At 39.6% G+C, this 15,027-nt stretch carries 12 protein-coding genes, 1 rRNA gene and 1 other annotated feature (1 of these 14 running past the window's edge); of the genes, 10 read left to right on the top strand and 3 right to left on the bottom strand.

The genetic code is table 11. The features are described 5' to 3' along the window. Positions 1 to 270 precede the first annotated feature (270 nt). The 9 genes from IGL93_RS13210 to guaB all read left to right on the top strand — a co-directional run bounded on the left by IGL93_RS13210 (position 271) and on the right by guaB (position 9,641). Complete coding sequence (locus IGL93_RS13210; RefSeq protein WP_010775464.1) at positions 271 to 1,257, top strand: DUF3114 domain-containing protein; 987 nt, start codon at positions 271 to 273, stop codon at positions 1,255 to 1,257. 247 nt (positions 1,258 to 1,504) lie between these two features. Then, positions 1,505 to 2,221, top strand: coding sequence for a 16S rRNA (guanine(527)-N(7))-methyltransferase RsmG (rsmG, locus tag IGL93_RS13205; protein ID WP_002355977.1), 717 nt, complete (start codon positions 1,505 to 1,507; stop codon positions 2,219 to 2,221). Between the two features lie 15 nt (positions 2,222 to 2,236). Further along, the gene (locus IGL93_RS13200; RefSeq protein WP_002355976.1) at positions 2,237 to 2,998 is read left to right on the top strand and encodes a ParA family protein; all 762 of its coding nucleotides are present in this window, start codon (positions 2,237 to 2,239) and stop codon (positions 2,996 to 2,998) included. Next, the gene (locus IGL93_RS13195; protein WP_002355975.1) at positions 2,991 to 3,881 is read left to right on the top strand and encodes a ParB/RepB/Spo0J family partition protein; all 891 of its coding nucleotides are present in this window, start codon (positions 2,991 to 2,993) and stop codon (positions 3,879 to 3,881) included. The genes IGL93_RS13200 and IGL93_RS13195 overlap by 8 nt, the downstream gene beginning before the upstream one ends. Before the next feature lie 117 nt (positions 3,882 to 3,998). Next, positions 3,999 to 4,184 carry a DUF951 domain-containing protein gene (locus IGL93_RS13190; RefSeq protein WP_002355974.1) on the top strand — a complete coding sequence of 62 codons (186 nt, stop codon included), beginning with the start codon at positions 3,999 to 4,001 and terminating at the stop codon, positions 4,182 to 4,184. 56 nt (positions 4,185 to 4,240) lie between these two features. Continuing rightward, positions 4,241 to 5,356, top strand: a complete 1,116-nt coding sequence (gene ychF, locus IGL93_RS13185) for a redox-regulated ATPase YchF (protein ID WP_002355971.1) — start codon at positions 4,241 to 4,243, stop codon at positions 5,354 to 5,356. Between the two features lie 107 nt (positions 5,357 to 5,463). Further along, entirely contained in the window at positions 5,464 to 6,153 is a 690-nt protein-coding gene (locus IGL93_RS13180) for a DUF1129 domain-containing protein (RefSeq protein ID WP_002363563.1), read from the top strand. Between the two features lie 166 nt (positions 6,154 to 6,319). Next, a complete protein-coding gene (locus IGL93_RS13175; RefSeq protein ID WP_010775463.1) occupies positions 6,320 to 8,002 on the top strand; it encodes a 6-pyruvoyl-tetrahydropterin synthase-related protein in 1,683 nt (560 codons plus the stop codon). Positions 8,003 to 8,159: 157 nt separating this feature from the next. Beyond that, on the top strand, positions 8,160 to 9,641 hold the full coding sequence (gene guaB, locus IGL93_RS13170) for an IMP dehydrogenase (RefSeq protein WP_002355966.1): 1,482 nt from the start codon (positions 8,160 to 8,162) through the stop codon (positions 9,639 to 9,641). Between the two features lie 167 nt (positions 9,642 to 9,808). On the opposite strand, the gene serS is transcribed toward guaB, so the two are convergent. From serS to IGL93_RS13155, 3 genes are all read right to left on the bottom strand, one after another. Continuing rightward, positions 9,809 to 11,080 carry a serine--tRNA ligase gene (gene serS, locus IGL93_RS13165; protein ID WP_002355965.1) on the bottom strand — a complete coding sequence of 424 codons (1,272 nt, stop codon included), beginning with the start codon at positions 11,078 to 11,080 and terminating at the stop codon, positions 9,809 to 9,811. 87 nt (positions 11,081 to 11,167) lie between these two features. Continuing rightward, positions 11,168 to 11,374 (bottom strand) — a binding site (T-box leader). 40 nt (positions 11,375 to 11,414) lie between these two features. Further along, positions 11,415 to 12,596 (bottom strand): sensor histidine kinase, encoded by a 1,182-nt coding sequence (locus tag IGL93_RS13160; protein WP_002363566.1) that lies wholly within the window; start codon positions 12,594 to 12,596, stop codon positions 11,415 to 11,417. Continuing rightward, on the bottom strand, positions 12,586 to 13,275 hold the full coding sequence (locus tag IGL93_RS13155; RefSeq protein ID WP_002355963.1) for a response regulator transcription factor: 690 nt from the start codon (positions 13,273 to 13,275) through the stop codon (positions 12,586 to 12,588). The genes IGL93_RS13160 and IGL93_RS13155 overlap by 11 nt, the downstream gene beginning before the upstream one ends. Positions 13,276 to 13,941: 666 nt before the next feature. Between IGL93_RS13155 and IGL93_RS13150 the strand changes: the two genes are divergently transcribed. Beyond that, a 16S ribosomal RNA gene (locus IGL93_RS13150) occupies positions 13,942 to 15,027 on the top strand; it runs 475 nt beyond the window's last position.

Raw genomic sequence — 15,027 nt, 5'->3', positions numbered from 1 at the left:
ACTTCGCAAAAAAATCTTAATTTCTGAAGAGACTTTTTCAAAATTTTGTTGAAAAGAAGGCGCATTTTTACCATAGTTTCTTCACATTTAACGGCTATTATTTAAACATACCCGATAAACAAAACCCTAACAAAACACTTTTTCATTTTTTAACTCCTCCGCCCGCCCTTCCCCAAAGGGCGGGTTGTTTTTTTGCGTTAAAGCAGTTGGCATTTTGCGGGGAAAGGATTATCATTATAGAAGAAGTATATAGAAAAAGGCGGCGAGAAGATGGGACGTTGGCAAGAATTACAACAAGCAATGAGTGCTGGTGTAGAGGCGGCGATTGACGCTGGCTGGGACCGCCAAGCTGTTTATGGATTAGTGGAAAGTGCCATAAAAGACACGCGTTTCTTGCCACTTGAGCAAGCGAAAACAGCAGTCGCGGAACTGTTTTCTGAAGTGGAAGAAGTGGGCTCTTCAGCGTATGAGCGATTATTTCGCTTTTCGGCTTATCGTCCGCAAGAAAAGCTCTCGTTACTGTTATGGCAATTAGGTGCAGTGTTGGATCAGCATGGCATGTTGCAATTAGTAGGACCTTATCGTTTCTCGAAGACGGTTGCACCGCATGCGACGTTTTGGGATTTGTTGGCAAAAACAGTTCAAAAAGCCTATCCGTTAGGTCTTCTTGGGAGCTTTAATCAAGAGAAAGCGAAAAAGATACATCAATTAAGAATGTATATTGATCGTCAAAATATCACGTATATCCGCGATTTTTTTAAACAAGAAGGGGACACCGATGAACAGGCATTAAAACGCTATGTTTTTGCGGCCAAGCCGCAAGGGATGGGCGGGCGGAAGCTGAAAAAAAGCTCTGCTCGTTTGCACAACAAATACCCTGAGGGGGCATCTTATTCTTTAATTAATAAGAAACGATTGACGCCTAATTTTCACAGTGAGTTTATTTTGAATGAAGAAGGGACCTTTGTAACCCAGTGGGATGTGTTAGTTGAAGACTGGCGAGGCAGATTAATTAGTAATCCAGCCTATTATCAAGCGGCCAAAAACAGTGAATATCAGGAAAAAGTCTTGAATGGTGAATCGTTTAATTATGCAAATCGGAATAATCGTACCCATGAATTACTAGATAGTTCACCACCAGGGAGATTTGATCATCAATTACGAAAAACAGCCAAAAAAGGTTGGTTAAGTCCCCGTATCCAAGAATACGACTATCGCAGAGAACGACAAATAAAGTGCGATGATTATAGTAAGTAAAACAAGCCAATGTTTCACATGAAACATTGGCTTGTTTTACTCTTAGAGAAAGGCGGTTTTCGTTGCCGCCAATTGAACATTTTGGCCCGTGGCTAGAGACTTTTTACCACATAAAAAGGCGGATTTTTCTTTTATCATTCAGGCAAAAATCTTCCGAAAAGCATTGCAAGAAATTGCTATTTGCGTTAAAGTAGGAAAAGATGATTGTGAAACATTTTTCTGTTTCACAAAAAAGGAAGGAGTCTTTATGCTACCCGAAGAATTTAGACAACTATTAGCCGCAAAAGGCATTGAATTGACAGACCAACAGATGACACAATTTGACCAATATTTCCATTTATTAGTAGAATGGAATGAAAAAATGAATTTAACAGCCATTACAGAAGAAAAAGAAGTTTATTTGAAACATTTCTATGATTCTGTTTCGTTGGCATTCTTTGAAGACTTTGCCAGCGATAAAGCCATTTGTGATGTTGGCGCAGGCGCAGGATTTCCAAGTATTCCTTTGAAAATTGTTTTTCCTTCATTAAATGTCACAATTGTTGACTCTTTAAATAAACGAATTACTTTCCTAACAGAGTTGGTGAATCAACTAGGTTTGGCTAATGTTTCTTTGTATCATGATCGTGCAGAAACATTTGGTCAAAAAGCAGAATTTCGTGGCGCGTTTGATTACGTTACAGCGCGAGCAGTTGCACGATTAAATGTTTTAAGTGAACTGTGTTTACCCTTAGTTAAAAAAGAAGGCTATTTTTTAGCCTTAAAAGCATCGAAAAGTGAAGAAGAAATTAATGAAGCAAAACCTGCAATCGCTACATTAGGCGGTCAATTTCAAAAAGAAGTTGGTTTTACTTTGCCGATTACGGCAGACGAACGCCACATTGTCGTGATTCAAAAGAAAAAAGAAACCCCTAAAAAATATCCCAGAAAACCTGGATTACCAAATAAACAACCGATTAAATAAGATGGAGGCACACACATGACACGAATTATTTCTGTAGCGAACCAAAAAGGCGGCGTTGGTAAAACAACGACCACTGTAAATTTAGGCGCATGTTTAGCAAACTTAGGCAAAAAAGTCTTACTGATCGACATTGATGCACAAGGAAATGCTACCAGTGGCATGGGTGTCCCTAAACCAGATGTCGCACACGATGTGTATGATGTCCTTGTAAATGAAGAACCAATCACTAGCGTGGTTCAACATACCAGCCGTGAAAATTTAGATATTGTCCCTGCAACTATTCAATTAGCAGGCGCTGAAATTGAATTAACTTCAATGATGGCTCGAGAATCGCGCTTGAAATTAGCAATTGATGAAGTAAGAGACATGTATGATTTCGTTTTAATTGATTGCCCGCCTTCTCTAGGGCATTTAACAATCAATGCTTTTACAGCAAGTGATTCGATTCTAATTCCTGTTCAATGTGAATATTACGCATTAGAAGGCTTGAGTCAATTGCTAAATACGATTCGCTTGGTTCAAAAACATTTTAACCCTGAATTGAAAATTGAAGGGGTCTTGTTAACCATGTACGATGCTCGGACCAATTTAGGTGCCGAAGTCGTTGAAGAAGTCCGTAAATATTTCCGTGAAAAAGTCTATGATACGATTATTCCAAGAAATGTCCGTTTATCCGAAGCACCAAGTCATGGTTTACCAATCATTGACTATGATATTCGCTCAAAAGGTGCCGAAGTGTATCAAGCACTAGCAAAGGAAGTGTTGGAGAATGAATAAAGGCAAAGGTTTAGGCAGAGGCATCGATGCCTTGTTTCAAGATATCGCAAAGCTAGAAGATGTCGACGTTAAGAACGAACAAGTGACAGAAATTCTATTAAACGAACTTCGTCCCAATCCTTACCAACCGCGGAAAACATTTGATGAAACCTCTTTACAAGAACTTGCAAACTCGATTCTACATTCCGGTGTGTTTCAACCGATTATTGTTCGTAAATCGGCAGTTAAAGGCTATGAAATTATTGCAGGTGAGCGTCGGTTCCGGGCTTCTAAATTAGCCGGCAAAGAAAAAATTCCCGCAATTATTCGCGAATTTGATGAAGAATCCATGATGCAAGTTGCTGTTTTGGAAAACTTACAAAGGGAAGATTTAAATCCGCTAGAAGAAGCAGAAGCTTATGAAATGTTAATGAAAAATTTGAAATTAACACAAGCGGAAGTCGCAGAACGTTTGGGAAAAAGTCGTCCGTATATTGCCAATTATTTACGGTTGCTAACCTTACCAGATGCGGTCAAAGCAATGGTTCAAAAACAAAGCATGTCAATGGGTCAAGCACGGACGTTATTAGGCTTGAAGAACAAAGAACAGCTATTGCCATTAGCTAATCGTTGTATTAAAGACAATTTAACGGTTCGACAATTAGAACAACTTGTCGCTGAATTAAACGAAACACAAGGCAAAAAGGGCAAAAAAGCGAAAAAAGCCATCAAAGAAAAACCCATTTATATTCGAGAAAGTGAAGACCGTTTAATGGATAAATTTGGGACAACCGTAGCAATTCAAGAAAAAGAAGGCAAAGGAAAAATTGAAATTGAGTACTTGTCCTCTTCGGATTTGGCTAGAATTTTAGATATTTTAGATATTCATTTTGACGAGGAATAAAAAGCAAAGTGAGAAAGTAAGACAGAAAGTCACAAATCCTTTTGCTAGTTTCGTTAAAAAATGGTATTGTAATCATGGTATTTTTATATAAGTAAGAGAAGAAAGAAGGCTTGGAACATGTATGATTTAGGCGATATTGTCGAAATGAAAAAGCCGCATGCTTGCCAAGCAAATCGTTGGCAAATCATTCGCATGGGCGCTGATATCAAAATCAAGTGCACGAATTGCGGGCATATTGTCATGATGCCGCGTCGTGATTTTACTAAAAAATTAAAAAAAGTAATCGAGAAAAAAGCAGACTAATGCTTTAATGCCTCTAATAGAAAAGAGAATAGACTGAGAGAAAGAGTGGAAAACAAATGGCACTAACAGCTGGAATTGTCGGCTTACCAAACGTTGGTAAATCGACCCTATTTAACGCAATTACAAAAGCAGGAGCAGAAGCTGCAAATTATCCCTTTGCAACGATTGATCCGAACGTCGGCATGGTTGAAGTACCAGATGCCCGTTTACAACGCTTGACAGAACTAGTAAAACCGAAAAAAACAGTTCCCACAACGTTTGAATTTACAGACATCGCTGGAATTGTTAAAGGTGCCAGCAAAGGAGAAGGGCTGGGAAATCAGTTTTTAAGTCACATTCGTCAAGTAGATGCAATCTGTCACGTGGTTCGTTGTTTTGATGACGAAAATATCATGCGTGAACAAAATCGAGATGCGGATTTCGTTGATCCTTTAGCAGACATTGATACAATTAATTTAGAGCTAATTTTAGCAGATTTAGATTCAATCAATAAGCGCTATACTCGCGTGGCTAAAATGGCGAAAGCAAAAGATAAAGAAGCGGTGGAAGAATTAGCTGTTTTAGACAAAATTAAACCAGTTTTAGAAGAAGGTTTATCTGCTCGTACGATTGAATTTACGCCAGAAGAAGAGAAAATTGTTAAATCTCTTTTCTTATTAACCACAAAGCCGGTCCTTTATGTAGCGAATGTTTCAGAAGATGAAGTGGCGGATCCAGACAACAATGAGTATGTACAACAAGTTCGTAATTTTGCAACTAGTGAAAATGCGGAAGTAATCGTGGTTAGTGCGCGAGCAGAAGAAGAAATTGCTGAATTAGATTCTGAAGAAGACAAGGCTGAATTTTTAGAAGCAATGGGCATTGAACAATCTGGCTTAGATCAATTGATTCGTGCGGCGTACGATTTGTTAGGCTTAGCTACCTACTTTACAGCTGGTGAACAAGAAGTTCGTGCGTGGACGTTCCGTAAGGGAATCAAGGCACCTCAAGCAGCTGGGATTATCCACAGTGACTTTGAACGAGGCTTCATTCGTGCGGAAACAGTTTCTTATGAAGACCTAGATAAATATGGCAATATGCAAGCTGCCAAAGAAGCGGGCCGTGTTCGTTTAGAAGGAAAAGACTACGTCGTTCAAGATGGCGATGTTATGTTGTTCCGTTTTAACGTTTAAAAAAATGTGCCAACAAGCAATTTGTTTTGGGCTAAGCCCACATATTTAAGGCCATTCAGCCGTTTAGAAAGAGGTTCCCTCTACATGAGGGTGAGGAGGATACAACTATGGAAGCAGAAGCATTACGAGCAATCGTGGCTGAGAATCGTCAATTAGAACAGAATTTGACTAAAAGAAATGAACAATACATTTTTGACTTAAAAAAATCATTAAAAGCGGCTAATTTATCTGAAGAAGAACTAGCATTGGCTCTACACGGTATTTTACCAGAATTAGTAGCCGGTCAAAAAACAGGCAAAACAGCCCGTCAGTTATTTGGCACTGTTTCAGAACGGACGGAAGCGATTTTAAATAAACCAGCAGAAGTCAAAGAACCAGCGGGCTGGATGATTTGGCTCGACAATACCTTACTATTACTTGGTTTATTAACAATCATGTTAGCGGCGATGTCTCTATTTTCAAAAGGAACCGCACAGCCTCTCGGATTAACCACATATATCTTAGGTGCGATGGCTGGGGGTTATGTTTTCTATCTAATGCACAAATATGTTTACCGTTTTGATCGTCAAGGTGGCGACAAAAGCAAACGTCCTGGTTGGTTAAAAACGACCGCCATTCTATTTGGTGGGATGTTCTTGTGGATTGCAGTTTTCGCCGGTTCAGCGATGCTGCCACCAGTGATCAATCCCATCTTAGATCCGATGATTGCTTTAGTAATCGGTGCGTTAGCCTTTGTAGCACGCTATTTCTTCAAGAAAAAATACAATATTCAAGGTAGTTTCATGACACGTCAATAAACGGCGCGCGCTCAATTGTGAATGCGCTCGGCTGACGCAGAAACTGCAACAAGCAAAGTCGCTCTCTCAATAGAGCGTTTTAACAGTTAAAGCCTGGGGGATTAGTCGAAAAAACTAGTGTCCCAGGCTTCTGTTTTCAGAAGTTTGCTAAAGAAAGGAGCCTCTTATGGGACAACAAGTGAAGTCTTGGTGCCGTCAACACGAGCGGCTACTCATTTTTATTAGTTTTCTCTTATTAAGTGGACTTTCTCTCTATTTTGTCTATTTTCAAGAGAATTTTTTACGAGCAAGTGATTTCCGCTTTCATCAAAATCGGGTGGAAGGTCTCGCATTAGCAATTAAAAACAACGACTGGTTTCCTAAAATCAATTATTTTTTCTTGGGAGGCTATGGCTATGCCTCTAGTTTGTTTTATCCAGATGCGTATCTTTATTTACCTGCGCTTTTGCGTGTTCTGGGTTTTTCCTTTGTCGCTAGTATGGCGATTTTTGTGTTTGCGGTAAACTTGGCAACATTTAGCCTTACTTATTATGCAGGCCGATTCATGGCGCTCTCTAAAAAAAGAAGCTATCTCTTTGCCATTTTGTATGGCTTATCTATTTACCGCATGCAAGACTTGTTTAATCGCCAAGCGTTAGGAGAATTTTTGGCGCTAAGTTTTTTTCCGTTGGTCTTAGCGAGCCTGTTTTTATTACGAAAGGGAACCACGAAATATTGGCCGTTGTTAACGCTGGCGATGACTGGCATTGGGTTGGCTCACTTTATTTCTATTGAAATGGTTTCTATTTGGATTGGGTTATACATTCTGTTTTATTGGCAGCAGTTTTTTAAAAAGGAGGTCCTGTGGGCATTAGCGAAGGCTGCAGGTCTGACATTGCTTTGGCTGGCCTTTTATCTTTTACCAGTTGCTGAACAAATGAAAAATCAAGTGTTTAAAGTTACGTCCAATCCACTCACTTATATTTCCGAAAGAAGTTATCCCATTGATTCTCTTTTCTTTAATAGTTTAAAGAGCAGTGTTTTTCACGCGAAAACAGCGAATCTAGGAACCCTTTTGTTTGTAGGGCTTGTTGTAGCAGTGGTTTCGCTTGCCAGCAAAAAAATTCAGAACAAACGGTTTATTGGTTTGACGCTAGTACTCTTATTGATGGTTACTACGCTTTTTCCTTGGCACTGGCTGAACCACACGCCTTTAAATACGATTCAGTTTCCTTGGCGGTTTTTAGGGATTCTTTCCGTAATGCTCGCTTTTTTCATTGCACAAGACGAATGGGGCGTTTTCCGTAAATCTTGGACAGTGGCTTTGTTGGTTTTCCTTGCCATCAGCAATTTAGGCATTTATCAATATCAAAGTATTCAGTCACAACAAGGCCGCCTGTTAACAAAAGCTGAGTATGAGCAGCCAGCGCCTTTTTATATCGGTGCGGGCCATGAATATTTGCCAGATGAAATCAATTATCAGGAATTATTGAAACAGAAAAAACGACAACTTGATTATTCGGAAGAACAAGTAACCATTACAAACGTTAGAATGCCTTATGGGAAAATTTCATTTGACTACCAAGTGGTGAATCAATCAGCGAAGGTGACCGTTCCTTTTATTTATTACTTAGGCTATCAAGCCACGATTCAAATGAAAAACCAAACGGGCGCTAAAAAAATGAGCCTAACCAATCAAGGAGGCTTAGCCGCTCTTTCTTTATCTGGTACAGGACATGTCGACATCCGTTACCAAAGAACAAAAGTGCAAAAAATAGGGACAATGATTACCTTGCTTTCTGTTGGCGGTTTTGGATTTAGCCGATTTTTACAACAAAAAAAGAAACACAAGATAAAAGAACAACGATGAAAATAGGACTTTAATTAGGAAGAGTTGAATAAAGGACAAACCGATTTTGGCGTTTTGTCCTTTATTCCTCATTGATTATTTAAACAAATCTAGTTGACTTCCTTAGTATTATCTGTTATTTTCATATATAAAATTAAGTTGAGGAGTGGACAAAAAAATGTCAAATTGGGAAACAAAATTTGCGAAAAAAGGTCTTACATTTGATGATGTGCTATTAATCCCTGCAGAAAGCCATGTCTTACCAAATGATGTAGACATGAGTGTACAATTAGCTAAAAATATCAAGTTAAATATTCCATTGATGAGTGCCAGTATGGATACTGTTACAGATAGTAATATGGCAATTGCGATGGCTCGTCAAGGTGGACTAGGTGTCGTACATAAAAATATGACTGTCGCCCAACAAGCAGACGAAGTACGTAAAGTCAAACGTTCTGAAAGCGGCGTTATCATTGATCCATTCTTTCTAACACCAACAAACTTAGTAGCGGATGCAGAAGAATTAATGAGTCGTTACCGTATTAGCGGTGTGCCAATTGTAGAAACAATGGAAAACCGTAAATTAGTCGGAATTATTACAAACCGTGATATGCGTTTTGTAACCGACTACCAAATCAAAATCGAAGAAGTCATGACAAAAGATCATTTAGTCACTGCGCCAGTAGGCACATCTTTAAAAGATGCAGAAAAAATCTTACAAAAACATAAAATCGAAAAATTACCAATCGTTGATGAAGCAGGTCGCTTAAGTGGCTTAATTACAATTAAAGACATTGAAAAAGTGATTGAATTCCCAAATGCTGCCAAAGACGAACATGGTCGTTTACTTGTAGCGGCAGCAGTCGGTGTCACTAGTGATACGTTCGAACGTGCGGAAGCATTATTAGAAGCAGGTGCCGATGCGATTGTTATCGATACTGCACATGGCCATAGTGCCGGCGTTATTCGCAAAATTAAAGAAATTCGTGAAACGTTCCCTGAAGCAACATTAATTGCTGGTAATGTTGCCACTGCTGAAGCAACCAAAGCATTGTATGATGTCGGCGTTGACGTTGTCAAAGTTGGTATTGGACCTGGTTCAATTTGTACAACACGTGTCGTTGCTGGTGTTGGTGTTCCTCAATTAACAGCAATTTATGATGCTGCTTCTGTAGCTAGAGAATATGGTAAAGCAATTATCGCCGATGGCGGTATTAAATATTCTGGTGATATCGTGAAAGCCTTAGCTGCTGGTGGCCATGCTGTAATGCTAGGAAGTATGTTAGCAGGTACAGATGAATCTCCAGGCGAATTTGAAATTTATCAAGGCCGTCGTTTCAAAACTTACCGTGGCATGGGCTCATTGGGCGCAATGGAAAAAGGATCAAGTGATCGTTACTTCCAAGGAAGTGTCAATGAAGCAAATAAATTAGTGCCAGAAGGAATCGAAGGACGTGTCGCTTACAAAGGAAGCGTTTCTGATATTGTCTTCCAATTAATCGGTGGCTTGAAATCAGGGATGGGTTACGTCGGTGCAGCAGACTTGAAAGCGTTGCGTGAAGAAGCACAATTTGTTCAAATGAGTGGTAACGGATTGAAAGAATCACATCCACATGACGTTCAAATCACAAAAGAAGCACCAAACTATTCTGTTCAATAAAATAAAAGCTGATTTTTTTGAAATTTAAAAGAGGCAGACATCATTTCGACGTCTGCCTCTTTTTCTGTAGAATGAAGGAGTTGCTTCTGTTTCCACCGTTTATCAATATTTAAGCCTGTAGAATAAAAGCCGTTATCTGATATCAGACAACGACCTTCATCTTCCCTTTATTTAATAACTGTTAGGTTACCCATGTAAGGAACTAGGACTTCTGGTACAGTTACAGAGCCATCTTCGTTTTGGTAGTTTTCTAAAATAGCAGCGACTGTCCGTCCCACGGCTAAACCAGAACCATTGAGTGTATGCGCATATTGGACTTTATCGTTTTCATCACGGTAACGAATCATCGCACGGCGCGCTTGGAAATCTTCACAGTTTGAGCATGAACTGATTTCACGGTATGTCTCTTGAGCAGGAATCCAAACTTCCAAGTCATAAGTTTTCGCAGCTGAGAAGCCCATGTCACCTGTTGAAAGAGCCATGACACGGTAAGGTAATCCTAGTTTTTGTAGAATTTCTTCGGCATTATTCGTCATTTTTTCTAATTCCTCATAAGAATGCTCTGCATCACTAAATTTAACCATTTCGACTTTATTAAATTGGTGTAAACGAATTAACCCACGTGTGTCACGACCAGCGCTACCAGCTTCAGAACGGAAAGAAGGGCTCAAGGCCGTAAAGTAAATCGGTAAATCCTTGCCATCTAAAATTTCATTGTTGTAGTAATTAGTTAAAGGAACTTCCGCCGTTGGGATTAACGTTAAATCCGTATCTTGTAATTGGAAGACATCTTCTTTAAATTTAGGAAATTGGCCAGTTCCGAACATGGCGGTGTCATTAACGATATAAGGCGTAATCATTTCTGTATAGCCATGTTCATAAACATGTAAATCTAACATGAAGTTGTATAACGCACGTTCTAAGCGAGCACCTAGGCCTTTGTAATAAACAAAACGGCTACCAGCTACTTTGGCACCACGTTCAAAATCTAGAATGCCTAAGTTTTCAGCGACTTCCCAGTGTGGTTTTGGTTCAAAAGCAAAAGTTCTTGGTTCACTCCAACGACGTACTTCTACATTTTCTTCTTCACCAGCACCAACAGGCACAGAATCATCTGGCAAGTTCGGTAAAGTAGTTGTGATCCCACGTAGCTCTTCGTCAATAGCGTTAATTTCTGCATCTAATGCTTTAATATTGCCGCCGACTTCTTTCATTTCCGCGATTTTAGCCGTTGCATCTTCTTTGTTCCGTTTTAATTGAGCAATTTCAGCAGACACATCGTTCCGATATTTTTTCATTTCTTCGACTTTGACTAATAAATCACGGCGACTTTCATCTAAACGCAGAAATTCCACTAAGATTTCTTCTTTCACACCACGGGTTTGTAGCTTTGCTTTTACTTCGTCAAAATTTTGACGCATCATTTTTACATCTAACATATTTTTTCCTCCTCAAAATTAGTACATAATCAATAATAACTGTTGTAGAAAACAATAAAAAAGCCATCTCACCCCAAAAATAAATATTCTTGGGACGAAATGACTGGAAATCTCGCGGTACCACCCAAGTTCAGTAATGTTACTGCCCTTGATTTGCAGATAACGGCTGCAAACCGTTCCAACTTATTTCGCTGGACACCAGGAAGAGACGGACTTCTTTATAGATGAATGTTTGCTCGCACCCCCGCAAACTCTCTGGAATTCAGTGCCATAAATACTTTTTCTCTTAGTTTTCTCTTTTCTATAGAATACCGAAAAAGTTCAGGGATGTCAATTAACTCTCTGATTTCTTGTTGGTACGCTGTAAGGGTAGATGAATAATAAAGGAGGTCCACTTTTGATCAGACTTCGCATAAATATATCCACCATGTAAAGCGACAATACTTTGTGCAATAGCCAGACCTAAACCAGTTCCACCCGTTTCTTGTGATCGGGATTCTTCGACACGATAGAAGCGATCAAATAACTGATCTAAAGAATGTTTAGGAATAGCTGGTCCATCATTGCGAACAGCGATAATTGCTTCGGTGCCGACTTTGTCTACTTCCATCACAATATGATGGCCACCTTTGCCATATTTCAAAGCGTTTGAAAGAAGGTTGTTAAAGACTCGGACTAGTTTTTCCGTATCGCCTTCCATCATTAAAGAAGCTGGATTGGCTTTTACTTGGATTTGCATATTAATCTTTTTCGCTTCCAATTCAAAATCGGCAGCAAGCTGTTCAATTAATTGTGCCATATCAAAAGTCGTCGTATGAATCGGTACACTTGGTTGACGGACTTTTGTATATTCAAAAAGATCATCAACTAATAATTTCATTTGTTTCGCTTTGACGTAAGCGGTATGCGTATATTTCAGTAAATCTTCTTGGCTATGAAATTGACGATCTTCAATCAATCCCAGATAACCAATAATAGAAGTTAACGGTGTTCGAATATCATGACTGACATTCGTAATTAATTCATCTTTTGATTTTTCAATTCGCCGTTCATCTTCAATGGCTGCGACAGTACTATCCACTAGACCGTTAATACTCGTCACGACTTTTGCTAAATCACCACTTAATTCAAACGGAATGCGGTGATTGTAATTACCATCAGCGATGTAATGTAACTCACTGATAATATGACGCAATTGCATTTGATGGTAGCGACGAATTAAGCGCCAATAGAGAACAGCTGCATCTACTAAAAAGAAAATGGGTAAGACAAATTTATTCCAGCTCCAAAACAAATCAGTATTTAATTCTTTAGCGACCGCATCCTTAGTGGCCCAGATGACACCAGCTAAGGGCGAGTTTTCACTAAGTAGTTGTCCTAAAAGGAACATAATTGAGACATTTAATAGTAGTAATAAAACAATTGTCACAATTGCTTCTGCTAATAACTCGCTGATTTCTTTAGAAGTTAAGGTAATTCGTTTTTGTTTTTCAATCTTTTTAGGTTTAACGAGCATCGATCTTATATCCAACTCCCCACACTGTTTGAATGACTTTTTCTCCACCAGTTGCTTCTTCAATCTTATCTCTTAAATGACTGACGTGAACCATCACGGTTTTAGCAGAAACAATACTTTCTTGTTGCCACACACGCTCAAAAATTTCATCCGCACTAAACACACGATTTGGATGACTAGCTAATAGATAGAGGATACCAAACTCAAGAGCGGTTAATTGAATTTCTTTTCCTTCTATTGTTTTGACTTCGTGAGAGTCCTTATTAATCATTAATGGGCCGACTTCTAATTCATCGGGTTCTTCTTTGGTTAATTGCATTTGGCTTCTACGTAAAATAGACTTCACCCGAGCCATTACTTCTAAAGGATTAAAAGGCTTGGTGACATAATCGTCTGCACCAGCAACTAAGCCTTTGATTTTATCCATATCGGTTGTTTTTGCTGTTAACATAATAATTGGAATTTGCGATTCTTTTCGAAGTTCTTTCACTACTTCCATTCCATCCATGATTGGCATCATAATGTCCAAGATTAATAAATCGATATCTGGTGTTGTGTGCAATTTGGATAATGCTTCTTTTCCATCATAAGCTTTCACGACTTCGTATCCTTCATTATGAATATAAATACTCAATAGTTCTACAATTTCTTTATCATCATCTGCAACTAAAATTTTCATAAGCGTTCATTTCCTCCATATATAAAAAATCTCTTTTCTATATTTTAACAAATAATTGCTAAAAAGGACAAAATCCTTGATATATTACGATAAATTTAGAAGATTTTGCTAAAAGTTAATAAACTATAGCCAAAAAAGGATGAAAGGGGGTAAAAAACGAACGAAAATACCTATACCAATCATAATAATCGGTATTGAAAAAAAGTTTAAAAAAAGTGAAAATAATGATTGACCAATGCTTGAAATCTTGGTATATTATTACATGTCGCAAGGCGAGTCACACAGCTGAGCGATTCAGAAATCAATAATTAAATAACAATTCTTGATTTCAAATCTCTCGAAAAAAGTTTGAAAAAACAACAAAAAAGTTGTTGACAAATAACAAGCGAGATGATAAGATATAGAAGTTGTCACAACAGACAACAACAACCGAGCAAAACAACTTGAAAAAACTTTTTTAAAAAAGTTCTTGACATTCAAACGAAAGTTTGTTATGATATAAAAGTTGCTGCAAGGTAACGTAGACCTTTGAAAACTGAACAAAGAATAGACGAACCAAATGTGTAGGGCGTCTTGATTCAATTCAAGACAACAAACATTTTTAACAAGCAAGCAATATGCTAGCAAACAAATTGAGCTTAACAATCGCAAGATTGTTCTAACTTTTATTATGAGAGTTTGATCCTGGCTCAGGACGAACGCTGGCGGCGTGCCTAATACATGCAAGTCGAACGCTTCTTTCCTCCCGAGTGCTTGCACTCAATTGGAAAGAGGAGTGGCGGACGGGTGAGTAACACGTGGGTAACCTACCCATCAGAGGGGGATAACACTTGGAAACAGGTGCTAATACCGCATAACAGTTTATGCCGCATGGCATAAGAGTGAAAGGCGCTTTCGGGTGTCGCTGATGGATGGACCCGCGGTGCATTAGCTAGTTGGTGAGGTAACGGCTCACCAAGGCCACGATGCATAGCCGACCTGAGAGGGTGATCGGCCACACTGGGACTGAGACACGGCCCAGACTCCTACGGGAGGCAGCAGTAGGGAATCTTCGGCAATGGACGAAAGTCTGACCGAGCAACGCCGCGTGAGTGAAGAAGGTTTTCGGATCGTAAAACTCTGTTGTTAGAGAAGAACAAGGACGTTAGTAACTGAACGTCCCCTGACGGTATCTAACCAGAAAGCCACGGCTAACTACGTGCCAGCAGCCGCGGTAATACGTAGGTGGCAAGCGTTGTCCGGATTTATTGGGCGTAAAGCGAGCGCAGGCGGTTTCTTAAGTCTGATGTGAAAGCCCCCGGCTCAACCGGGGAGGGTCATTGGAAACTGGGAGACTTGAGTGCAGAAGAGGAGAGTGGAATTCCATGTGTAGCGGTGAAATGCGTAGATATATGGAGGAACACCAGTGGCGAAGGCGGCTCTCTGGTCTGTAACTGACGCTGAGGCTCGAAAGCGTGGGGAGCAAACAGGATTAGATACCCTGGTAGTCCACGCCGTAAACGATGAGTGCTAAGTGTTGGAGGGTTTCCGCCCTTCAGTGCTGCAGCAAACGCATTAAGCACTCCGCCTGGGGAGTACGACCGCAAGGTTGAAACTCAAAGGAATTGACGGGGGCCCGCACAAGCGGTGGAGCATGTGGTTTAATTCGAAGCAACGCGAAGAACCTTACCAGGTCTTGACATCCTTTGACCACTCTAGAGATAGAGCTTTCCCTTCGGGGACAAAGTGACAGGTGGTGCATGGTTGTCGTCA

This window comes from Enterococcus sp. DIV1328a, assembly GCF_050536905.1.
Classification (GTDB): Bacteria; Bacillota; Bacilli; order Lactobacillales; family Enterococcaceae; genus Enterococcus; species Enterococcus faecalis.
The sequence above is the reverse complement of the archived record's forward strand: the minus strand, read 5'-3'. Positions and strand labels throughout refer to the sequence as shown.